This is a genomic window from Streptococcus mitis (genome assembly GCF_902159415.1).
GTDB classification, from domain to species: domain Bacteria; phylum Bacillota; class Bacilli; order Lactobacillales; family Streptococcaceae; genus Streptococcus; species Streptococcus mitis_BG.
Genome location: NZ_CABGJU010000001.1, coordinates 76,521 through 99,710 on the forward strand (window position 1 = coordinate 76,521; position 23,190 = coordinate 99,710).

Consider the following 23,190-nt stretch of genomic DNA (forward strand, 5'->3'; position numbering starts at 1 on the left):
GATGGGATACTTCGTGTGACTTTGACTCAAGTATGATAAAATGGGAATAAGAAAATGACAGCTTAGAATGAGGAAAATCATGTTAGGATTGAAGTTTAATGGCACTTGGCGCAACTACCAAAAACAGGTATTGGACAACTTCCAAGAATACCAAGCAGATGGTCATGTCCACTTGGTGGCAGCGCCTGGTTCAGGGAAAACAACCATAGGAATCGAGTTGATTGGTCGCTTTGATAAGCCTGCCCTCGTTTTGGTACCGACGGTTACCATCCGGGAACAATGGGTGGATAGGATTCGCCAGGCCTTTTTAGAGGATGAAAACCAGGTCACAAGTCTCGTGTCTCAAAATCTCAAGGACATGAAGCAAATCACCATTGCCACCTATCAAGCTTTTCACAGTGCTATGCAACAGGTGCAATCTCAAGAAGATAACGGCGAGGTTGAGGATTTTGTAGGCTTTGACCTGCTTGCCAGACTCAAAGAAAGGGGTGTCGAAACCCTCTGTCTGGACGAATGCCATCACTTGAGAAATGAATGGTGGAAAAGCTTAGAAGACTTCCGTAAAAACTACCAGCAACTGCAAGTCATCTCTCTTACTGCGACACCGCCTTATGACAGTGAACCAGAACTCTGGGATCGCTATCTCCAGATGTGTGGCGAGATTGACCAAGAAATCACAGTCCCAGAACTGGTCAAGGAAGACACTCTTTGCCCTCATCAGGACTTTGTCTATATCTGTTTTCCGACTAAGGAAGAGGACAAGCGCTTGGAAGAGTTTGAAGACACCAAGTGGCAGTATGTCAGCCAACTAGTCCTTGATACTGACTTCCAAGAGTTGATTCGGAGTTCCAAGGTTCTCAAAGGGGAAGTTTCTGCGGATATGCTCCTTGAGGATCCCAAGTATCTCTCAGCACTCCTCATTTATCTACAGGCTCAAAAGCTGGAAATCCCCAAATATCTACGAGATTTACTAGGTGCTGAAGGTTTGCCTGCTCTTAATTACTACTGGCTCGAAGTCCTCTTGCAAGGCCTTCTCTATCAAACTCCTGACTGGTATGAGGATCCGCAGGAGACAAAGAAAAAAATAGAAGCAGAACTGAAATCAAGAGGACTGATTGAAAAACGTCAGGTTTTCTTGGTCAAATCCAAGGCCAATGACCAAATCCTCAACCAATCTCTAGGAAAACTGGCTGGTATTGCATCTATCTTTGAGACCGAGTATGCTAGTCTAGGTCAGGACTTGAGACAGTTGGTCTTGGCGGACTATATCCGTAAGGATTTTGCCAGTTATCTGGGAGATGACCAAGCACCAATCACGCAATTAGGTGTCCTCCCTTATTTTGAAACCATTCGCAGAAGTGCACAAAAGGAAGGCCTATCTGTCCCTATAGCAGTCCTTTCTGGTAGTGTCGTGATCATACCTGCTAGTGTCAAGGCAGAACTTGAAGCGCTCATCCCAAATACCAACTTGACCTTCTCAGCCATCGGAAAACTCGACCAAGAGGCCTATCTCCAAGTAGGATTTCCATCTAGCTTTAAGGGGATGGTCGCAGCAGTGACCGAGCTCTTCCAACGTGGTTCTATCCAGGTCTTGGTCGGAACCAAGTCTCTCTTGGGAGAAGGATGGGATGCACCTTGTGTCAACTCTCTCATCCTCGGAAGTTTTGTCGGAAGCTTTATGCTCAGTAATCAAATGCGGGGCCGTGCCATCCGTATCTGGCCAGGGCATCCAGATAAGACTAGTAATATCTGGCACCTAGTAGCCATCAAACCGTACAAAAATCCAGTCTTTTCTAAGGAGGATCAAGAGGAACTAGACCTCAATCCATATCAGGACTTACAAACCCTTGCCCGTCGTATGGACCATTTCCTTGGCTTGTCCTATAAGGAAGATACCATTGAAACAGGTCTGGATCGCTTGAACTTTCCTGAGTTCCCATTTAAGAAAAAGAACCTGGAAGACTATAACGAGAAGATCAAGGAACTATCCAAAAATCGTGCCTCCCTTCGTAAAAAATGGCAGGACTCTCTCATCGTTGCAGATAAGATTGAGATTGTCAATGAAGTTGCGACCGACAGTAAACGAATCCCTCTGCTTGCCCTAGCGGATGCTGAAAGGTGGCTACGCTATGCTCTGATGGTATTTGCCATTAGTCTCCTAGCTTATGTCTTTAGACTAACCTTCTTTGCCTTACCATGGTTGACAGCTCTTTGTGTCCTCTTCCTAGCCATTACAGCCTTTCGATACTACAGCTACAAGAGTCCTTATAAACGGCTGCGCCAGATTGGTGAAGCTATTCGTAAGGTCATGGTGACTGCGGGGCATTTGTCTGATGACCAGTCGCGCGTGCAGGTCGATGAGGACAAGGACAGCTTTAACGTCTTTGCCTATCTAAAAGGTGGCAGTATGCGAGACAAGGAACTCTTTTCAAAGGCATTGGGAGAATTCTTTGCGCCAGTGGACAATCAACGCTACCTCTTAGTCGCTAAAAAAGTTCCGGCAGGTCAGTCCAAGTATTTTGTAGTTCCTAGCCTCTTTGAAAAACGCAAGGAAGATGCCCAGCTCTTCCAAAATGCCGTCGCACCACATATAGGCAACTACCAACTCGTCTACACCCGCAACGAAGCAGGCCGAAAAATCCTGCTCGAAGCCAGACTCAAATCCCTAGCAAACAAAAACGATCGCATCATCACTAAGAAAAAGGTCAAAAGTGCGTTGAAGTAGGGAGACAACTATTTTAATATTTATACAAAGAAAAAAGGAGAAAATTTTGGCAGATACAATTTTAATTCTGGGTAATGGTTTTGATATTGCAATGGAGCGAAAAACGAAGTATGAAGAATTCATTGAGTTTGAACAGAGATTATTCGCTGAACCAGAAAGTGATTTACAAACCTTTCTAGATTTTAAAAATATAGATATTGATAAATACAAAGATAATTTGTATTTGAACTTTATTAATGAAAACAAAGATAGACTTGGAGAAAATTGGTCAAATCTTGAAATCATGATTTCTCAACTTGCAGATGCAATAATGTATTTTAAAGAGAATAGTGATGTATTATTTGCATGTACTGGCTATGCTGATTATTATGAATTTGATAATAATTTACCAGATATTAGTAATTACAATGCAAAACATTATCTAGTTAAAATAATTGAAGAAAAAATCGATAAGGTAGAATTCGACAACAGCGAAAAAGAGTTGCTAATAGACGAACTTAATAATATTTTCATTAAGGAACTTGATTTATTAATTGAACTATTAGAAATCTATCTGTCATATTTGGATTACTTAGACTTTGAAGTTCGAGAAATTGAAGTAAGACCAACAGCCCTAGATGCAATATCGGATTTGTCAAATTCCTATGTCCTGAATTTTAATTATACTAACACGTCAGCTTATTTACTTGGAACTATTGAAGAAAGAATTCATTTTATACATGGGCAAATTGATTTAGAAAGAACATTCAGTAGAGTTAACACCATGGTCTTTGGGATTGAGGACAAAGAAAATGATATCAATAGTGATTTGATTCCTTACCAGAAATACTATCAAAGAGTTGTTAAGGAAACTGGAAATAAGTTTGAGATATTTTTTAAATTAACCTATTTTACCGAAAATATAAAAATACCGGGTAGAGAGCTAAGTAGTCCCAATTCTAAAAAAAATTCTAAAAACATTGTTATTTTTGGTCACTCAGTAGACCCTTTGGATAAAGAAATATTTCAAAAATGTTTTGAATTAGCAAAGAAAGGTGAGTATCCTTATCGATTTATTTTCACTTATTTTGATGAGCAAGCTAAACGTTCGATTGTTAAAAATCTTGCAATCATTCTTGGGAAAGAAAAACTGATAGAGTTAACAGGAAAACGAAATGTTGTATTTATAAAGAGTGATGATAAGGATGGTATGAAAGATGTTCTACTACCGTAATAAAATCAAAAAATAATTGAATTTATAGAATACAATTGTAAAATCTTAATCTAAAAATATTTCTAATCCACTCGTCCTCCTATGTCGAGTGGGTTTTCTTAAAATATGATAAAATAGAAAGGATAATACATTAATTAAGGAAAGTAAAAATGGCAAGTAAAGAAAATGCAGAGCGTAAGGAGCTTCACCGTAAAATTTGGGCGATTGCGGACGATGTTCGTGGGGCTGTTGACGGCTGGGATTTCAAGCAATATATATTGGGAATTCTATTTTATCGCTTTATTTCAGAGCATATGGCAGACTATTTTGATCACGCTGAGCATGAAGCTGGAGATTTAGAATTCCGTTATGCCGATTTGAGTGACCAAGAAGCTGAACGAGATTTCAAACCAGGGACAGTTGAGGATAAGGGGTTCTTTATTCTTCCAAGTCAGCTGTTTGAAAATGTGGTCAAGAATGCTTCACAAAATGAAAATTTAAACGAAGATTTAGCCAATATTTTCCAAGACATTGAAAAATCAGCGATTGGATTCAAGTCAGAGGATGATATCAAAGGATTATTTGATAACTTAGACACACGAAGCAACATTCTTGGTGGAACTGTACCAGAAAAAAATAAACGTCTTTCTGATATTCTTAATGGTATCAATAGTATTAACTTTGGCAACTTTGCGGAAAATGATATCGATGCCTTTGGGGATGCCTACGAATTCTTAATTTCCAATTATGCGAGTAATGCTGGTAAAAGTGGTGGTGAATTCTTCACTCCTCAGACAGTTTCTAAATTACTTGCTCGTATAGTAATGGTCGGTAAGGACAAGATTAACAAGGTTTACGACCCCACATGTGGTTCGGGTTCACTCTTGCTTCAGATGAAAAAGCAATACGAAGACCATATCTTGGAGGATGGTTTCTTTGGTCAAGAAATTAATATGACCAACTATAACTTGGCTCGGATGAACATGTTCTTGCACAACATCAACTACAATAACTTTGATATTAAGCGAGGAGACACACTTTTAAATCCTCAGCATTTAGATGAAAAACCGTTCGATGCTATCGTCTCTAATCCTCCATACTCTGTCAAATGGGTGGGAGATGGAGACCCAACTCTCATAAACGATGACCGGTTTTCTCCAGCAGGAAAACTAGCTCCTAAGTCAAAAGCTGACTTTGCTTTTATCATGCATAGTCTCAACCACTTGTCTAACAGAGGTCGAGCAGCCATTGTTTGTTTCCCAGGTATTTTCTATCGTGGTGGTGCGGAGAAGACCATTCGTCAGTATCTGGTAGATAATAACTTTGTCGAAGCGGTTATTGCTCTGCCTGATAATCTCTTCTTTGGAACCTCTATTGCAACGACAATTTTGGTTCTAGCGAAGAATAAACTAGAGAATAAAACCCTTTTTATCGATGCGAGTAAGGAATTCAAAAAAGAGACCAATAACAATATCCTGACGGACGAGAATATCGATCATATCGTTGAATTATTCGCTAATTATCAAAGTGTGGACTACAAATCAGCTCTTGTTGATAATGAGGTGATTGGTTCAGAGCAGGACTATAACCTTTCTGTCTCAACCTATGTTGAACAAGAAGATACACGTGAGAAGATTGATATTGATGAACTCAATCAAGAAATTGCTGAAACTGTTGCTAAGATTGACCACTTGCGTGCAGAGATAGATAAAATAGTAGAGGAACTAGGAGGTAAATCATGAACATCCTAGAAGATATCCAGAACTGCCCTGTTGAGTGGAAAGAGTTGGGTGAAGTTTGTTCTGTTAATAAAGGTAAGCAGCTAAACAAGAATCTGTTGATAGATGATGGATTATATCCTGCGTATAATGGTGGACAAACTTATTCAGGCAGAACTAATGATTACAATGTGGAAGCTAATACAATTATTGTAAGTCAAGGTGGGGCTTCTGCAGGTTTTGTCAATTTTGTAGAGACTAAATTTTGGGCTAATGCTCATTGCTATTATATACTTCCTGATGAAACTCAAGTGAAAAATAGATTTGTATATCATTTTTTAAAAATGAATCAAAAATATCTTATGGATTTTCAACATGGCGCCGGTATACCTGCGCTAAAATCTGATAAATTAACTAAACTATTAATTCCCGTCCCTCCTATAAAAATTCAAGATAAAATAGTGCAAATACTTGACAAATTCACTAATTATGTAACAGAATTGACCTCAGAATTGACCTCAGAATTGACCTCACGTAAAAAGCAATATTCTTTTTATCGAGATAAACTCTTATTATTTGAAGATGATGTATATCAGGTTGAGTGGAAGACGCTAGGGGAAGTAGCAGAAAACTTAGATAACATGAGAAAGCCAGTTGCAAAAGGAGGGCGTAGTTTGGGTATTTATCCATATTATGGCGCTTCTGGAATAGTAGATTATGTTGATAGTTTTATATTTGATGGAGACTATCTTTTGATATCAGAGGATGGAGCAAATTTAGTTGTTCGTAAAACACCTATTGCATTTTCCATTTCAGGTAAAACATGGGTAAATAATCATGCTCATGTATTAAAATTTGACAACATTATTAATCAAAAGTTTGTTAACTATTATTTAAATTATCTAGATTTATCACCATATATTACTGGAGCAGCGCAACCAAAGTTAAATCAACAAAATTTAAATAACATTAAGATTCCATACCCATCTCTCGAAATCCAATCTCGTATTGTTCAAGTTCTAGACAACTTTGACATGGTTTGTAATGATCTGAACATCGGACTTCCCAAGGAGATTGAACTGCGTCAAAAACAGTACGAATATTTCCGAGAAAAACTCTTGACATTCGTCGCCGAAGGCGAGTACACTGACAGTACAGTACAGTACAGACAAGACATCATTAGGCTCTTAAATTGGGTTTTTGGCCCAATTCGAGTGAAGTTGGGACAAATTGTCAATTTACAACGTGGGAAACGTCTTGTGAGACAACAGTTAGCTACTACAGGAAGTTTTCCAGTTTATCAAAACAGTTTGACGCCCTTAGGATATTATACCGAATCAAACAGAGTGAAAAATACTAGCTTTGTAATTTGTGCAGGGGCGGCTGGTGAAATTGGGTATAGTGCTATGGACTTTTGGGCAGCAGATGATGTGTACACATTAGAGACGTCAGATAATATTTCTGATAAATTTATGTACTATGTCTTGTTAAGTAAGCAAGATAGACTCAAATCGCAAGTTCGAAAGGCAAGTATTCCGAGATTATCTAAGGATGCTATTGATAAAATGACTTTTTACTTACCATCCATTACAGAACAAGAAAGAATCGTCTCCATTCTTGATAATTTTAACACTTTAACCAACTCTCTTTCTGAAGGTCTTCCAAAGGAAATTGAACTAAGACAGAAACAGTATGAATACTGGCGAGAACAATTATTAAACTTTACTAGATAAAGTCTTTAATCATTTTGAGAAAGAATCTCAATTAAAACAAAAAGGAAGCATGCTATGGTTGATTATTCAAAAATACATGAAGTAATTGCGGAAACAAATGAAGGGATTCTCTTGGCTGAATACCAACCAGAGTATCGCACGGATAGAGAGTATCAGTCAGAGGCTGATTTAGAAAATCAGTTAATTTCTGATTTGGTGAATCACCTTAACTATGAACGATTAAATATTCATACGCCTGAAGAGCTCTTAGCAAATGCTAAGGTGCAAATAGAGAAACTTAATAAGGTGACTTTTTCGGATGCTGAGTGGGATCGCTTTGTAGTAGAGTATCTGGATTGCCCCAATGAAGGATTAGTTGAAAAAACTCGAAAAATCCAAGAGAATTATATCTATGATTTTGTCTTTGATGATGGACGAATTAAAAATATTTTTATCCTTGATAAGAAAAATATTCATAACAACAGCATGCAGGTTATCAACCAGGTGACCCAAGTGGGTAGTCATACCAACCGTTATGATGTCACAATTATAGTGAATGGTCTACCGTTAGTTCAGATTGAATTGAAGAGACGCGGGGTTAGTCTTAAAGAAGCATTTGAACAAATCCATAGATATAGCAAGGAAAGCTTCAATAGCGAAAATTCTTTATACAAATACATTCAAATTTTTGTCATTTCTAATGGGACTTATACACGCTACTTTGCAAATACGACAGCTCAAAATAAAAATCATTATGAGTTCACTTGTGAATGGGCAGACCGAAAAAATAAAACGATTCACGACCTGGAGGACTTTACCGTTACTTTCTTGAGTAAACGAGTCCTCTTGGAAGTATTGACCAAGTATTGTGTCTTTGATGCTGATAATACCTTACTCATCATGCGCCCATATCAGATAGCAGCAACAGAGAGTATTTTACGAAAGATTCATTCCACAAATGAAATGAAGAATTTCGGTACGATCAATGCCTGTGGTTATATCTGGCATACGACGGGTTCTGGGAAAACATTGACTAGTTTTAAAACTGCTCGATTGGCCACAGAGTTGGACTATATTGATAAAGTGATTTTTGTGGTGGATCGAAAAGATCTAGACTATCAAACCATGAAGGAATATCAAAAATTCCAACCGAATTCAGTCAATGGTAGCAACAATACAAAAGAACTCCAACGTAGTATTGAAGAAAATGATGATCGAATTGTTGTCACAACGATTCAAAAGTTAAATAAATTTATAACAGCAAATCCAAACCATGAAATCTATAGTAAAAAATGTGTTCTAATCTTTGATGAATGTCACCGTTCCCAGTTTGGAAAGGCTCAAAAACGTATCAAAAAAGCCTTTAAGCAGTATGCTTTATTTGGATTTACAGGGACCCCAATTTTCCCAGAAAATAGCTTGACTGGAGAAACAACACAAGAGGTTTTTGGAGAGCAACTTCATAACTACGTTATCACAGATGCTATTCGAGATAAAAAAGTGCTGAAGTTCAAGGTTGATTATAACTATATCAAGCCTGAAATTAATAAGTATAGAGAAGCGGAAAAGGCAGTCGGCCGAGAACTTGATGAAAAGAAACTCAAAAAGATGGAGAAGGAACTCCTTTTACATCCAGAACGGATAGCAACTATCACAGAGTATCTGTTGAGAGTTTATAATGATAAGACGCATCGAAATCAGCACTATACTCATAAACAAAAACAACTATCTGGATTTAATGCCATGCTGGCTGTACAAAGTATTGAAGCTGCGAAATTATACTATGAAGAACTTCAGAGACAACAAGCAGAATTACCAGAAGCTAAGCGCTTGAAAGTCGCAACCATTTTTAGCTTTGCACCTAATGAAGAACAGTCAGCGTATGGCGAAATTCAAGATGAAGAGCTAGACCCTCAAGATACAGCCATGCCTCTTTCGTCTAAAGAGATTCTTTCTAAAGCAATCTACGATTATAATCAAATGTTTAAGACTAACTTTTCGACTGATGGGAAAGAGTTTCAAAATTACTATCGTGACCTTTCTAAACGAGTTAAATCTAAGGAAGTGGATTTACTAATTGTCGTTGGTATGTTCTTGACAGGATTTGATGCTCCAACAATGAATACTCTCTTTGTCGATAAAAATCTACGTTATCATGGTTTGATTCAGGCTTTTTCTAGAACCAATCGAATTTTTAACAAGGTTAAACCTTTTGGGAATATTGTATGTTTCCGTGATTTAGAAAAGGCTACGCAAGAAGCTATCAAAACCTTTGGGGATACTAATAAGCTTGATATTATCTTAGAAAAAAGTTTTAGTGAATACATGGATGGTTTCGTGGATCAGGTAACGGGTATTAAGGTCAAAGGTTATACAGAAGTCTGTCAAGAAATTCTGGAAAGATTCCCTAATCCACAAGAAATTGAAACAGAACATGATAAAAAAGAATTTGTTAAGTTATTTGGTGAGTTTCTGAAACTTGATAATGTCCTTAGAAATTATGATGAGTTTCAAGAAATCGATAAACCTATCTCGGAAGGTTATCTCCAAGATTTAAGAAGTTCTTATGTGGAAATTCGAGATGAATTCTTAAACCTTAAAAACTATGAAAGAACGAAAGACCTAGGTGTTGACCTTTCAGATATTGAATTTGAGATTGAACTCTTAAAAACGGATGAGATTAATCTAGATTATATCCTTGCTTTAATTGTTGAAAAATCGAAGAACTCTGAGTCTAAAGAAGTAATGAAAGCTGAAGTTAGCCGTGTCATTCGCTCAAGTATTGATATTCGTGCTAAGGAAGAGTTGGTGATTGGCTTTATCAATGATACTGATTTAGCGAGTCTGAAAGACCATGATGAGATTATCAACGCTTTTTATGCTTATGGTAAAGAACGTAAAGCAGTTGCTATTCGTGAATTAGCAGAATCTGAAAATCTTGTAAAAGATTATCAATTATTCATTGATCGATCTATTCAACGTGGTTATGCTGAGAATAGTGGAGCTGATTTGGATTCGATTATTCCACCTACTTCTCGTAGACATGGAGCTCGTGAACGTAAGAAACAAGAAGTTTTACATCAGATTCAAACATTAGTAGAGATTTATTCAGGAATCTAGTAAAGTGGACGTTAGATTCATCTAAAAATCAATTCGCTTATTTTATAGATATAACTTTGTTTCCGTATTTCCTGGGAACTAGTAGAAAGTTAGGAGAAATATGGAAACTAATAATCACCGTGCCCTTTGTCAGCAACTCTGGGCGGAAAATAAATACCTTGTTTTGAGCCATTCTAGCAATATTTACAAGGACATTCGCCAGTATCTTAAGCAAGAAGTGGTGGAGGTGAGTCAGGTTCAAGAGATGATTGACTGTGCCTGCCAGATTCCAGAACACAGAGGTCAGGTTTGCAATGCTTTTCAGCATATTTGGGGCTATTTTAAAAAGAAAGCGACTGATGCTGAGCGTAAGGACTATATGTTTTTACTGGAGCGTTATCACTCTGGTCATGCCACCAAAGAAGACTTGATTTATCAGACGAGAGATTTGCTTGAACGATACCCAAATGCATATCTGCAACATTCTACCTTGCTGAAAGGAGACTCCCATGAGACTTTGGCATGAGGCTTTGATTTCACAACTTCCCCGTCCTCAGCTCTTAGGACAGCATCGAGAGTGTTGCGCTCTGCGTGGCAATGGCTGGGGCAGAAAGCATGCGACGGTGGACTATGTCTTTACCCATTCGCCCTATCGTCTCTTTGCCTATCATCGCTTGATTATGAAGGAGATGGTTAGCCGTGACTACAAGGTCAGTCCAGAGTGGTTGGACAAGAACTACCGCGGAAAGATCTGCCCTCCTTATCAAGACTTAGTAGAGGAAAAGCTGAAAAGTCCTATTTACAACGAACATGATGCTGCCTACTATGAGGAGTGTCTGGCTAATCTCCGTGACAAGGGGATAGAGCTGGAGTAATAGTAAGGATTTTTTTAAATTTATAACTCTTTTCGTAATTTTTTTGAATAATAAAAATGAGACCTTTAGAATTTTCTAAGGTCTTCTTTTTATAAGTATTTGAATTTACTTTTAATAACTTTTGAGTTATAATTAAATTGAAAAGAGGTTGCTTGGTGCACACGATTTACTTCTATAAGGACAAAAATGGAAATGAGCCAGTCTTGGATTATATGAGAGAATTGGCCTGTCGTAAAAGTAAGGATAGTCGCATAACACTCAATAAACTAAACGACTATATCGAGCTACTTAGTCAGCATGGGACTAGAGCTGGTGAACCTTATATCAAACATTTGGAAGATGAGATATGGGAACTAAGACCTCTTCGGGATAGGATTTTATTTGTAGCTTGGGTTGAGGGAAGTTTTGTTCTTTTACATCATTTTGTCAAAAAGACTCAAAAGACTCCTAGAAGAGAAATTGAAAAAGCCAAGCGTGAACTGAAGGACTTAAAAGAAAGAGGGTTAAGTGATGAAAAATAGTGCCATTGGAAGTAATTGGAAGGATGTCCGGTCAGAACTTTTTACCAAAGAGGAAATCCTTGAAAGTGATATGCGGGTGGCAATCATGAGTGAATTGATTGAGGCTAGACGTGAGCAAGGAATTAGTCAGAAAAAGCTAGAAGAACTCAGTGGAGTAAGCCAGCCTGTCATAGCTAGAATGGAAACAGGTAAGACTAGCCCTCAGTTAGATACCATCTTAAAAGTTTTAGCCAGTTTAGGCAAGACACTAGCAGTCGTTCCACTTGAACAGGAAAATAGTTGAGTGGTAACGGTTGAGAAACTTTAACAAATTTAATAGTTAGAGTACCTCAATTTTATAATATAGAAAAATTATACTTTTTTAAAACTAAGTGCAAACGAAGTGAGCTTTTTGAGGATATTTCCCGCTATAGTGGTATTCTAGATAATAATTTTTTATTATCTAGAACGGGATTTCTGAGACACTCTGGCTCAAAAATTAGGGATGAAATTACGAAGTAATTTGCTCCCGTCCGCACTTTTCAGGGAAAAATCAGAATTACAAAAGAAAAATCAACCTATAGTCTTTTCTAATAACAAGCCATAGTAAATTACCAGTTCACTATTATTTTGCGATGAATGTCGCAACTATGAAAAGGCTATAACTCTTTATCTATCAAAGGATTTGGGGAATCTTCTCTAAATCTTTTTTTGTGCTTTAAAATTTGATATAGTTTCAAACTATATCAAAGCCTAATTTTTTACAATTATACAGATGATTTCTTTTCTGTTAAGATAGTTTCAACAACAATTTTTGGAGGACAAAACATGTCAACTACAATTATCGGTTTCCCTCGTTTGGGTGAATTCCGCGAATTAAAATTTACAACTGAAAAATACTTTAGAAAAGAAATCTCAGAAGAAGAACTTTTGGCTGCTGCTAAAGAATTGCGTGCTAAACACTGGAACATCGTCAAAGAAAAAGGCATCACTGAAATCCCATCAAATGACTTTTCTCACTATGACAACTTCCTAGATGCAGCTTTCCTCTTTAACGTGGTTCCTGCATCTGTTCAAAACTTGGAATTATCAGAACTTGAGCGCTACTTTGCTTTGGCTCGTGGTTACCAAGGTGAAAAAGGGGATGTTCGTGCCCTTCCGATGAAGAAATGGTTCAACACTAACTACCACTACATCGTTCCTAAATTTGAAAAAGACACTCAAGTAAAATTGGCTGGTCACAAGATCTTTGATGAGTTCCAAGAAGCAAAAGAACTTGGCCTTAACACTCGCCCAGTCCTTGTAGGACCATTCACTTTCCTTCAATTGTCAGACTTTGAAGAAGGCGTAAAAGCAGAAGACTTCGTAGATAGCTTTGTAGCTGCTTACCAAGAAGTTTTTGCAAAATTGGCTGAACTTGGTGCGACTCGTATCCAACTCGATGAGCCAGCTCTTGTCAAAGATTTGTCAGCTGAGGAAAAAGCTCTCTTCTTGAACCTTTACAACAAATTGTTGGCTGACAAAAAAGGTCTTGAAGTCTTGCTTCAAACCTACTTCGGAGACGTTCGTGACATTTACTCTGACCTTGTGAAATTGCCAGTCGATGCCATCGGTCTTGACTTCGTTGAAGGTAAGAAAACTCTTGAACTCGTTAAAGGTGGCTTCCCAGCTGACAAGACTCTTTATGCAGGTATTGTCAATGGTAAGAACATCTGGCGCAACAACTACGAAAAGAGCTTGGCTGTTCTTGAGCAAATCCCAGCTGAAAACATCGTTTTGACAAGCTCATGTTCACTTCTTCATGTGCCATTTACAACTGCTAATGAAGAATTTGAACCAGCTATCTTGAACCACTTTGCATTTGCAGTTGAAAAATTGGATGAGATCCGTGATTTGGATGCTATCCGCAATGGTCAAGGTGCAGAGGCTCTTGCAGCAAACAAAGAACTCTTTGCGACTGAACGTGTTGGTGAAAATGCTGAACTTCGTGCTCGTATCGCTGGATTGTCAGATGCAGACTACACTCGTTTGCCAGCCTTTGCAGAACGTGAAGCTATCCAAGAAGATGCCTTCAAACTTCCAGCCCTTCCAACAACAACCATCGGTTCATTCCCTCAAACTAAGGAAGTTCGTGCCAAACGTTTGGCCTTCCGTAAGGGTGAGTTGTCAGCAGAAGACTATGACAAGTTCTTGGCAGAACAAATCGACGAATGGATTAAATGGCAAGAAGAAGTTGGATTTGACGTGCTTGTACACGGTGAATTCGAGCGTAATGACATGGTTGAGTACTTCGGTCAAAACTTGTCAGGTTACCTCTTCTCTAAGAATGGTTGGGTACAATCATACGGTATGCGTGGGGTTAAACCACCAATCATCTGGGGCGATGTTACTCGTCTCAACCCAATCACTGTTAAATGGTCTAGCTACGCACAAAGCCGTACTGACAAACCTGTTAAAGGTATGTTGACTGGACCTGTTACCATCCTTAACTGGTCATTCCCACGTGAAGACCTCTCTATCAAGGATTCTACTCTTCAAATCGCTCTTGCAATCAAGGATGAAGTTCTTGACCTTGAAGCTGCAGGCGTGAAGATTATCCAAATCGATGAGGCTGCTCTTCGTGAGAAATTGCCACTCCGTCGTAGCGACTGGTACGAAGATTACCTTGACTGGGCTATTCCAGCCTTCCGCTTGGTACACTCAACAGTAGCGCCAGATACTCAAATCCACACTCACATGTGTTACTCAGAATTCACAGATATCATCAAAGCTATCGACAACATGGATGCGGATGTTATCTCATTTGAAGCTAGCCGTTCAAACCTTGAAATCTTGGATGAACTCAAAGCTCAAAACTTCCAGACAGAAGTGGGTCCTGGAGTTTACGATATCCACTCTCCTCGTGTGCCTAATGAAGGCGAAATCGACCACACAATCGAAGCCATCCTTGCGAAAGTTCCAAGCAAGAAAGTATGGATCAACCCTGACTGTGGTTTGAAAACACGTGGTATCCCAGAAACTAAAGAAAGCTTGATCCGCCTTGTAGAAGCTGCTAAAGCTGCGCGTGAGAAATTGTAAGAAAAGTCAATTCTCCCTACACGGTTGATCAGTAAGAAATCAACTAGAAAAGGTTCATACATATGTCACGTCAAACACCGTCCCTCTCATTTGAAGTTTTCCCTCCAAACCCAGAAGTAGGCAATGATAAAATTATTTCTGCACTCCAAAATATGCAGGATTTAGCACCACACTTCATCAGTGTGACTGCAAGTAATAATAAATTTAATATCAAAGAGACGACGGTTCGTTTGGCTGACTATATTCAAAATGACTTAAATATTAAGACCATTGCTCACTTGCCAGCTATCTACTTGACCAAGGACAAGGTTGCTGAAACCATTAGAGATTTGGACAAGGTTGGCGTACAGAAGATTTTGGCCCTTCGTGGAGATATCATTCCAGGAGTTGAGCCACAGAAGGATTTCCGTTATGCGACAGACTTGATTGAGTTCATCAAGGAACAGGCCCCACACTTTGATATCATTGGTGCTTGTTATCCTGAAGGACATCCAGACTCGCCAAATCAAATCTCAGATATCCAAAATCTCAAGAAAAAAGTGGATGCAGGATGCTCTAGTCTAGTAACGCAACTTTTCTTTGACAATGAGCGTTTCTACGATTTCCAAGACAAGTGTACCTTGGCAGGGATTGATGTGCCAATTCATGCAGGGATTATGCCAATCCTTAACCGTAACCAAGCTCTTCGTCTCTTGAAGACTTGTGAGAATATCCATCTCCCACGTAAGTTTAAGGCTATCTTGGACAAGTATGAGAATGACCCTGAGTCACTCAAAGCAGCAGGACTTGCCTATGCCGTAGACCAAATCGTGGACTTGGTAACGCAAGACGTTGCAGGTGTGCATCTCTACACTATGAACAATGCAGAAACTGCCCAATATATTCATCAAGCAACCCATGCCTTGTTTAACCATCAGCCTGTAAAATAAAAAAAGCAGACCATTCTTTTCTGGTGAAAAGAATGGTTCCTTTTTTTATAGAAAAGCCCGTACTTTTTAAGAAAAATATGATAAAATAGACTCTGTACGTACTTGATACAAAGATGAGGGTATTTAAATTATTAAGGTTGCAAAAAATCAACTTTAAATGTCCAAAATATCATGAGTAATTGAACACGCCTACAACTCTGTGGAAAAAGATAAATCTACCTAGGAGCATTCGCTCCGTCGTTCGATTTCCTATTTTCCTTTGAGTTGCTTAACGGCTTGGTATCTTGATGAATTGAACCCGGCCGAAAAGCCGTGTAAAAAAGATAAACTGTCTTGTCTTCATCGAAGACTTCGCCAGTTTCCTATTTTTACTTTGCTTTTGACGGCCTTAGTATCTTGATCTTTGTAGGCAAGGCGTATAATTTTATCAATCCAAAGGGGATTAAAATGACAAAACATGTGTTTCAAACGACTTTTGCGGGTCGTGAGTTGATCGTAGAGACTGGTCAGGTTGCTAAGCAAGCAAATGGCGCTGTTGTCGTTCGTTACGGTGAGTCAACTGTCTTGACTGCAGCAGTTATGTCTAAGAAAATGGCAACTGGGGATTTCTTCCCACTCCAAGTTAACTACGAAGAAAAAATGTACGCAGCTGGGAAGTTTCCAGGTGGCTTTATGAAGCGTGAAGGACGTCCTTCGACAGACGCGACTTTGACGGCGCGTTTGATTGACCGTCCAATCCGTCCTATGTTTGCGGAAGGTTTCCGTAATGAAGTACAAGTGATCAATACAGTTCTTTCTTACGATGAAAATGCATCTGCACCAATGGCAGCTATGTTTGGTTCATCATTGGCCTTGTCTATCTCAGATATTCCATTTGACGGACCAATCGCTGGGGTACAAGTAGGTTATGTCGATGGTGAAATCATCATCAACCCAACTCAAGAACAAGCAGAGCGCTCTCTTCTTGAATTGACAGTAGCCGGTACTAAGCACGCTATCAACATGGTAGAGTCTGGTGCTAAAGAATTGTCAGAAGAAATCATGCTACAAGCTCTTCTTAAAGGACATGAAGCTGTTAAAGAATTGATTGCCTTCCAAGAAGAAATCGTTGCAGCGGTAGGTAAAGAAAAAGCAGTAGTTGAATTGCTTCATGTAGATGAGGAATTGCAAGCCGAAATCATTGCGGCCTACAACAGTGACCTTCAAAAAGCGGTCCAAGTAGAAGAAAAATTGGCTCGTGAAGCTGCAACTCAAGCAGTCAAAGACCAAGTAACTGCAGTTTACCAAGAAAAATATGCAGATCACGAAGAATTTGACCGTATCATGCGTGATGTGGCTGAAATTTTGGAACAAATGGAACACGCAGAAGTGCGCCGTTTGATTACAGAAGACAAGGTTCGTCCTGATGGTCGTAAGGTTGATGAAATTCGTCCTTTGGATGCAGTCGTTGACTTCTTACCTCGTGTACACGGCTCAGGTCTCTTCACTCGTGGACAAACGCAAGCCCTATCTGTCTTGACCTTGGCACCAATGGGTGAAGCACAAACCATCGATGGTTTGGATCCAGAACACAAGAAACGCTTTATGCACCACTATAACTTCCCACAATACTCTGTAGGGGAAACAGGACGTTACGGTGCACCAGGTCGTCGTGAAATTGGTCACGGTGCTCTTGGTGAGCGTGCCCTTGCTCAAGTATTGCCAAGCTTGGAAGAATTCCCATACGCTATCCGTCTGGTAGCAGAAGTCTTGGAATCAAACGGTTCTTCATCTCAGGCCTCTATCTGTGCCGGCACTCTTGCCCTTATGGCTGGTGGTGTGCCAATCAAGGCGCCAGTAGCAGGGATTGCCATGGGGCTCATCTCAGATGGAAACAACTACACAGTATTGACAGATATCCAAGGTTTGGAAGACCACTTTGGAGATATGGACTTCAAGGTTGCAGGTACTCGCGACGGGATTACTGCCCTTCAGATGGATATCAAGATCCAAGGAATCACTGCAGAAATCTTGACGGAAGCTCTTGCTCAAGCCAAGAAAGCTCGTTTTGAAATCCTTGATGTGATTGAAGCTACTATTCCAGAAGTTCGTCCAGAATTGGCTCCAACAGCTCCGAAAATTGATACCATCAAGATTGATGTGGACAAGATTAAGATTGTCATCGGTAAGGGTGGAGAAACCATTGACAAGATCATCGCTGAAACAGGCGTTAAGATTGATATCGATGAAGAAGGAAATGTGTCTATTTACTCTAGCGACCAAGATGCCATCAACCGTGCTAAAGAAATCATCGCTGGTTTGGTTCGTGAAGCCAAAGTGGATGAAGTTTTCCATGCCAAAGTTGTTCGTATCGAGAAATTTGGTGCCTTTGTCAACCTATTTGATAAGACAGATGCCCTTGTACATATCTCTGAAATGGCTTGGACACGTACCAATAATGTAGAAGATTTAGTTCAAATTGGTGATTTTGTAGATGTGAAGGTTATTAAGATCGATGAAAAAGGTCGTGTAGATGCTTCTATGAAGGCACTCTTGCCACGTCCGCCAAAACCTGAACGTTCAGAAGAAAAAGGGGATAAAGGTCATCGTCATGGCGATCGTCCTCGTCACCACCACAAGGACCACAAACCTAAGAAAGAAACTACAGAAACACCAAAAGATTCAGAATAAGAAAGGAAAAATGTATGGGATGGTGGCGTGAAACCATTGATATTGTAAAAGAAAATGATCCAGCGGCTCGTAACACCCTGGAAGTCTTACTGACTTACCCTGGAGTTAAGGCCTTGGCTGCCCACCGTCTCTCTCATTTTCTCTGGAAGCACGGCTTTAAACTCTTGGCTCGGATGCACAGTCAGTTTTGGCGCTTCTGGACTCAGATTGAGATCCATCCGGGCGCTCAGATCGATTCAGGTGTTTTTATCGATCATGGGGGAGGTCTCGTGATTGGAGAGACTGCTATCGTTGAAAAGGGAGTACTCCTCTATCATGGGGTAACCCTTGGTGGGACTGGGAAGGATTGTGGCAAACGCCATCCGACCATTCGTAAAGGTGTTCTCATCTCTGCTCATGCTCAAGTCATTGGACCCGTTGAAATCGGTGAAAATGCCAAGGTCGGTGCTGCAGCGGTTGTTGTGGCGGACGTACCTAGTGATGTAACAGTTGTCGGTATTCCAGCCAAGATTGTCCGCGTTCATGGGCAAAAAGATGAGCTAACTATTCATGAAGTTGAAGAAAAACGTGAATACTACGTCAATAAACTTGAGCATGCTAGAGAAGCCAGTCACAGGTCGTCGGGGCTGTAGAGGTTACCTATATGATTCAAGCAACCAATGACCACCAACTATTGGAAGTCAAGGCCCTGATTGCTACCTGTCAGAACTATGACGGAACTTTTCGGGAGCCCTATCTCTCTAACATGCTTAATTTTGACCCAAACATGCCCGCCTTTTTCCTTTATTATGAAAAAGGTGAACTTGTTGGCCTATTAACCGTCTATGCAGATGACCAAGATGTGGAAGTAGCGATCCTGGTCCACCCCAATCATCGTCGTCAAGGAATTGCGCGGGCTTTGTATAGAAGTTTTCAGAAAGAAACGGCATCTTATCCAATTGAGTCTGTGACTTTTCAGACAGAGCGTGTTTTTCTAGAGCGCCATCCTGATTTTGTCAACAACTGGGGACTGGTCGAGGATGAAGAGACAGAAACCTGGTTAGGTAAGGATAGAAGACCTTATCCGTTAGCAACTGTTTCCAATCTGGACGTTTTGTTAGCAGATCGTTCTTATCAGGATCAAATTAGTCAGTTAAAATTTCAGGCATTTTCAGAGGAACATGAATCTAAAGATGTTGTGGATAGATATGTCGCTAAAGCTCTGAAAGATCCAGAAAGTCGCCTATATATTTTATTAAAAAACGGTCAGGTTATTGGAACTTGTACAGTTGATTTATCGAGTAATACGAATTACCTCTATGGTTTAGCAATAGCTGAGCTTGAACGTGGGCAAGGCTACGGAAGCTATCTAGCAAAATCCCTCGTCAACAAACTGATTGAGCAAAATGACAAGGAGTTTCAGATTGCCGTGGAAGATAGCAATGTAGGTGCCAAACGTTTGTATGAAAAGATTGGCTTTGTTAAACAGACCCAGGTGGTTTATCTGAATGCGAAAGAGTAATAAATGCTATTAGAAGAATTTGAAAATGTACCTGCTGTTATCGAGCCAACAGATCGAAGCCTCCTTAGTGGTGGAGAAATCTGTGATACCATTATCTTGTCTTTTAATGGAGAAATCCTTGAACGAGTAAAGCAGATAGACGGAGTCTATGAAGGTGGCTATCTTACCAATCTAAATGGTAAACTGCCATGGTATATCTATGAAAAAGATGGGAGTAAGGTAGCAGTTGCTATGGCTCTTATTGGAGCTCCAATGGTTGTTGGACTCTTAGAAGAACTCAAAGCAAGAGGATTTAAGAACTTTATCATTTTAGGATCTTGCGGAGTTCTAGACCAGTCTATTCAAGCAGATAAGATTATCCTACCAATCTCGGCTTTACGTGATGAAGGTACTAGTTATCACTATGCTCCAGCAAGTGATGAAATAGCCTATGAGCAATCTCTACTCTTAACTATGGAAAAAGCCTTGGATAAAGCTGGCATTGAGCATATTCAAACAAAGTCTTGGACCACAGATGCCTTCTATCGTGAGACAGCTGCTAAGGTCAAACGAAGACTAGCAGCAGGAGCTAGAGTTGTAGATATGGAAGCTTCAGCTATCATGGCCTGGGCCCAATATCGACTAGCCAATGTCTATCAATTTTTCTACACAGCTGACTATGTCGACCATCAAAATCACGAATGGGATGCTAGACGCGAGGATAGAAAAGTGGATGCTATGACTTTCTTTGAGATAGCACTAGTAATTGCTGGAGATTTGGATTAAAACTACTCTCTACTAATAGGTACGAATTGGAATTACTGTTGTCTGGCTTATTTTTCTTGTCCAGCAAGGATTTTGCTGAATATTTTGATTAGCTTAGCTCTAATCATCTGGGTCTATCCTGCTAAGTGAAGGCGAAGCAGAACTAGAAAGGGAACTACAAGAATGGCAGTATATTTTTACGGCTGTATCACCATGGATGGCTACTTGGCAGACAGCCAGCACAGGATAGACTGGCTGCATCAGCTTGGTTCTGTAGAGGATACAGGCTATGACGACTTTTACAGGCAAATGGATATCACCATCATGGGCAAGCGGACCTTTGAGGAAATCCAAGATTTGCAAGATGTAGAAAGTTTTTATCAAGCTACGGAAAACTATGTCTTTACGCATGATAGGCACCTGCCTGTCAGCAATTACCAGCCAGTTGCTGGGGATGTGGTGGACTTTGTTCACCAGATTGACAAAGGCAAAAATGTCTTTGTGATTGGTGGTAATTCCTTGGTAGGACCGCTCTTGGATGCGGATCTATTCGACCACCTCATTATTCAGATAGCGCCCCTTATCCTGGGAAAGGGGGTTCCCCTCTTTACCCAAGAGGAAGAGCAGCGCTTTTACCAACTGGATAGCCTCAGACAATTTGGCCCTTTTGCAGAGCTGATTTTCAGCCGAAAAAATCAGAAATAGAGAAGGGAGTTGACCGCATGATTAAAATTTACGACACCATGTCTCGTGATTTGCGAGAATTTGTCCCAATCGAGGACGGTAAGGTCAAGATGTATGTCTGTGGGCCAACCGTCTACAACTATATCCACGTGGGTAATGCCCGCTCGACAGTTGCCTTCGATACTATTCGTCGCTACTTTGAGTACCGTGGCTATGAGATAGCCTATATTTCCAACTTTACCGATGTGGATGATAAGATTATCAACCGTGCCAAAGAAGAAGGCATCACACCTCAAGAAGTAGCTGATAAGTATATCGCTGCATTTCGTGAGGATGTTACGGCCTTGGGCGTTAAGCCTGCGACTCGTCATCCACGAGTAGTCGAGTTTATGGCTGACATCATCCGTTTTGTGGAAGACCTGATTGAAAAAGGCTATGCCTATGAGAGTCAGGGCGATGTCTATTTCCGTGTGGAAAAATCCCATAACTATGCTAAGTTGGCCAATAAAAGCTTAGAAGACTTGGAGCTAGGAGCTTCAGGTCGGACAGACGAAGAAACAGCTCGCAAGGAAAATCCTGTAGACTTTGCCCTTTGGAAAGCAGCCAAACCAGGAGAGATTTCTTGGGACAGTCCTTGGGGGCCTGGTCGTCCGGGCTGGCACATCGAGTGTTCAGTTATGTCGACTGAGATTTTAGGCGATACCATCGATATTCACGGTGGTGGAGCTGACCTTGAGTTTCCACACCACACCAACGAAATTGCCCAGTCAGAAGCCAAGACAGGCAAGACTTTTGCTAATTACTGGATGCACAATGGTTTTGTCAACATCGACAATGTCAAGATGTCCAAGTCCTTGGGTAACTTTATCACCGTGCATGATGCTCTTAAAACCATTGATGGCCAAGTGCTTCGTTTCTTCTTTGCGACTCAGCATTACCGCAAACCTATCAACTTTACGGAAAAGGCTGTGCGTGATGCCGAGACCAATCTCAAGTATCTAAAGAACACCTATGAGCAACCATATACTGGAGATGTAGATTCTCAAGAGTTGCAAGCTTTTAAAGATAAGTTCGTGGTTGCTATGGATGAGGATTTCAATACGGCTAATGGAATCACAGTTGTCTTTGAAATGGCCAAGTGGATCAATTCAGGCAACTATGGTGCAGCGGTTAAGGAAGCTCTTGCAGCTATGTTAGAGGTCTTTGGTATTGTTTTTGTCGAGGAAGTTTTGGATGAAGAGATCGAAGTTTTGATTCAAAAACGTCAAGAAGCGCGTGCCAATCGTGATTTTGCGACAGCTGACCAAATCCGTGACCAATTGGCTGCTCAAGGGATTAAGCTACTGGATACTAAGGATGGAGTGAGGTGGACACGTGATTGATGTCAATCTCATTAACGGGATTGCTCTAGCCTTTGAAGGAGATGCGGTGTATTCGATGTATATTCGCCGTCACCTCATCCTAAAAGGTATGACCAAGCCCAATAAACTCCACCAAGAGGCAACCAAGTATGTTTCAGCCAAGGCTCAGGCTCGTTTGATTTCACTGATGTTGGAGGAGCAAGTTCTGACTGAGAAAGAAGAAGAAATCTATAAACGAGGGCGTAACACCAATAGCCATACCAAGGCAAAGAATGCTGATGTTGTCACCTACCGTATGTCTACAGGTTTTGAAGCTGTCATGGGTTATCTCCATATGACTGAAAATATGGATCGCCTAGAAACTTTGATCTCTTGGTGCATCCAAAAAGTGGAGGAATAGCA

Annotated in this window: 18 protein-coding genes; all 18 read left to right on the top strand. The window is 40.2% G+C overall.

The genetic code is table 11. The annotated features are described in order from the left end of the window. The first annotated feature begins 79 nt into the window (after positions 1 to 79). The 18 genes from FN031_RS00430 (at position 80) to FN031_RS00520 (ending at position 23,188) form a co-directional block, all read left to right on the top strand. Positions 80 to 2,725, top strand: a complete 2,646-nt coding sequence (locus FN031_RS00430) for a DEAD/DEAH box helicase family protein (RefSeq protein WP_142556656.1) — start codon at positions 80 to 82, stop codon at positions 2,723 to 2,725. Between the two features lie 46 nt (positions 2,726 to 2,771). Then, complete coding sequence (locus FN031_RS00435; protein WP_142556658.1) at positions 2,772 to 3,938, top strand: AbiH family protein; 1,167 nt, start codon at positions 2,772 to 2,774, stop codon at positions 3,936 to 3,938. Between the two features lie 149 nt (positions 3,939 to 4,087). Beyond that, on the top strand, positions 4,088 to 5,659 hold the full coding sequence (locus FN031_RS00440) for a type I restriction-modification system subunit M (protein ID WP_142556660.1): 1,572 nt from the start codon (positions 4,088 to 4,090) through the stop codon (positions 5,657 to 5,659). Next, complete coding sequence (locus FN031_RS00445) at positions 5,656 to 7,368, top strand: restriction endonuclease subunit S (RefSeq protein ID WP_142556662.1); 1,713 nt, start codon at positions 5,656 to 5,658, stop codon at positions 7,366 to 7,368. The genes FN031_RS00440 and FN031_RS00445 overlap by 4 nt, the downstream gene beginning before the upstream one ends. 54 nt (positions 7,369 to 7,422) lie before the next feature. Next, on the top strand, positions 7,423 to 10,467 hold the full coding sequence (locus tag FN031_RS00450) for a type I restriction endonuclease subunit R (protein ID WP_142556664.1): 3,045 nt from the start codon (positions 7,423 to 7,425) through the stop codon (positions 10,465 to 10,467). Between the two features lie 100 nt (positions 10,468 to 10,567). Then, positions 10,568 to 10,972, top strand: coding sequence for a YbgA family protein (locus FN031_RS00455; protein ID WP_142556666.1), 405 nt, complete (start codon positions 10,568 to 10,570; stop codon positions 10,970 to 10,972). Then, positions 10,956 to 11,321 carry a TIGR02328 family protein gene (locus FN031_RS00460; protein WP_142556668.1) on the top strand — a complete coding sequence of 122 codons (366 nt, stop codon included), beginning with the start codon at positions 10,956 to 10,958 and terminating at the stop codon, positions 11,319 to 11,321. The genes FN031_RS00455 and FN031_RS00460 overlap by 17 nt, the downstream gene beginning before the upstream one ends. 155 nt (positions 11,322 to 11,476) lie before the next feature. Further along, positions 11,477 to 11,842: a type II toxin-antitoxin system RelE/ParE family toxin gene (locus FN031_RS00465; protein ID WP_142556670.1), complete on the top strand. Its 366-nt coding sequence runs from the start codon at positions 11,477 to 11,479 to the stop codon at positions 11,840 to 11,842. Continuing rightward, on the top strand, positions 11,832 to 12,125 hold the full coding sequence (locus FN031_RS00470) for a helix-turn-helix domain-containing protein (protein WP_142556672.1): 294 nt from the start codon (positions 11,832 to 11,834) through the stop codon (positions 12,123 to 12,125). Before FN031_RS00465 ends, FN031_RS00470 begins: the two co-directional genes overlap by 11 nt. Positions 12,126 to 12,649: 524 nt before the next feature. Next, positions 12,650 to 14,899 (top strand): 5-methyltetrahydropteroyltriglutamate--homocysteine S-methyltransferase, encoded by a 2,250-nt coding sequence (gene metE / locus FN031_RS00475; RefSeq protein ID WP_142556675.1) that lies wholly within the window; start codon positions 12,650 to 12,652, stop codon positions 14,897 to 14,899. 62 nt (positions 14,900 to 14,961) lie between these two features. Next, entirely contained in the window at positions 14,962 to 15,828 is an 867-nt protein-coding gene (gene metF / locus FN031_RS00480; protein ID WP_142556677.1) for a methylenetetrahydrofolate reductase [NAD(P)H], read from the top strand. 447 nt (positions 15,829 to 16,275) lie between these two features. Further along, positions 16,276 to 18,498 (top strand): polyribonucleotide nucleotidyltransferase, encoded by a 2,223-nt coding sequence (pnp, locus tag FN031_RS00490; RefSeq protein ID WP_142556679.1) that lies wholly within the window; start codon positions 16,276 to 16,278, stop codon positions 18,496 to 18,498. Between the two features lie 14 nt (positions 18,499 to 18,512). Further along, positions 18,513 to 19,130 (top strand): serine O-acetyltransferase, encoded by a 618-nt coding sequence (gene cysE / locus FN031_RS00495; protein WP_142556681.1) that lies wholly within the window; start codon positions 18,513 to 18,515, stop codon positions 19,128 to 19,130. A gap of 11 nt (positions 19,131 to 19,141) precedes the next feature. Then, positions 19,142 to 19,999 carry a GNAT family N-acetyltransferase gene (locus FN031_RS00500; protein WP_142556682.1) on the top strand — a complete coding sequence of 286 codons (858 nt, stop codon included), beginning with the start codon at positions 19,142 to 19,144 and terminating at the stop codon, positions 19,997 to 19,999. Between the two features lie 3 nt (positions 20,000 to 20,002). After that, positions 20,003 to 20,764: a nucleoside phosphorylase gene (locus tag FN031_RS00505; RefSeq protein ID WP_142556684.1), complete on the top strand. Its 762-nt coding sequence runs from the start codon at positions 20,003 to 20,005 to the stop codon at positions 20,762 to 20,764. Positions 20,765 to 20,926: 162 nt separating this feature from the next. Next, a complete protein-coding gene (locus FN031_RS00510; protein WP_142556686.1) occupies positions 20,927 to 21,448 on the top strand; it encodes a dihydrofolate reductase family protein in 522 nt (173 codons plus the stop codon). 17 nt (positions 21,449 to 21,465) lie between these two features. Next, entirely contained in the window at positions 21,466 to 22,809 is a 1,344-nt protein-coding gene (cysS, locus tag FN031_RS00515; protein WP_142556688.1) for a cysteine--tRNA ligase, read from the top strand. After that, complete coding sequence (locus FN031_RS00520; protein WP_075567919.1) at positions 22,802 to 23,188, top strand: Mini-ribonuclease 3; 387 nt, start codon at positions 22,802 to 22,804, stop codon at positions 23,186 to 23,188. Before cysS ends, FN031_RS00520 begins: the two co-directional genes overlap by 8 nt. The last annotated feature ends 2 nt before the right edge of the window (positions 23,189 to 23,190 follow it).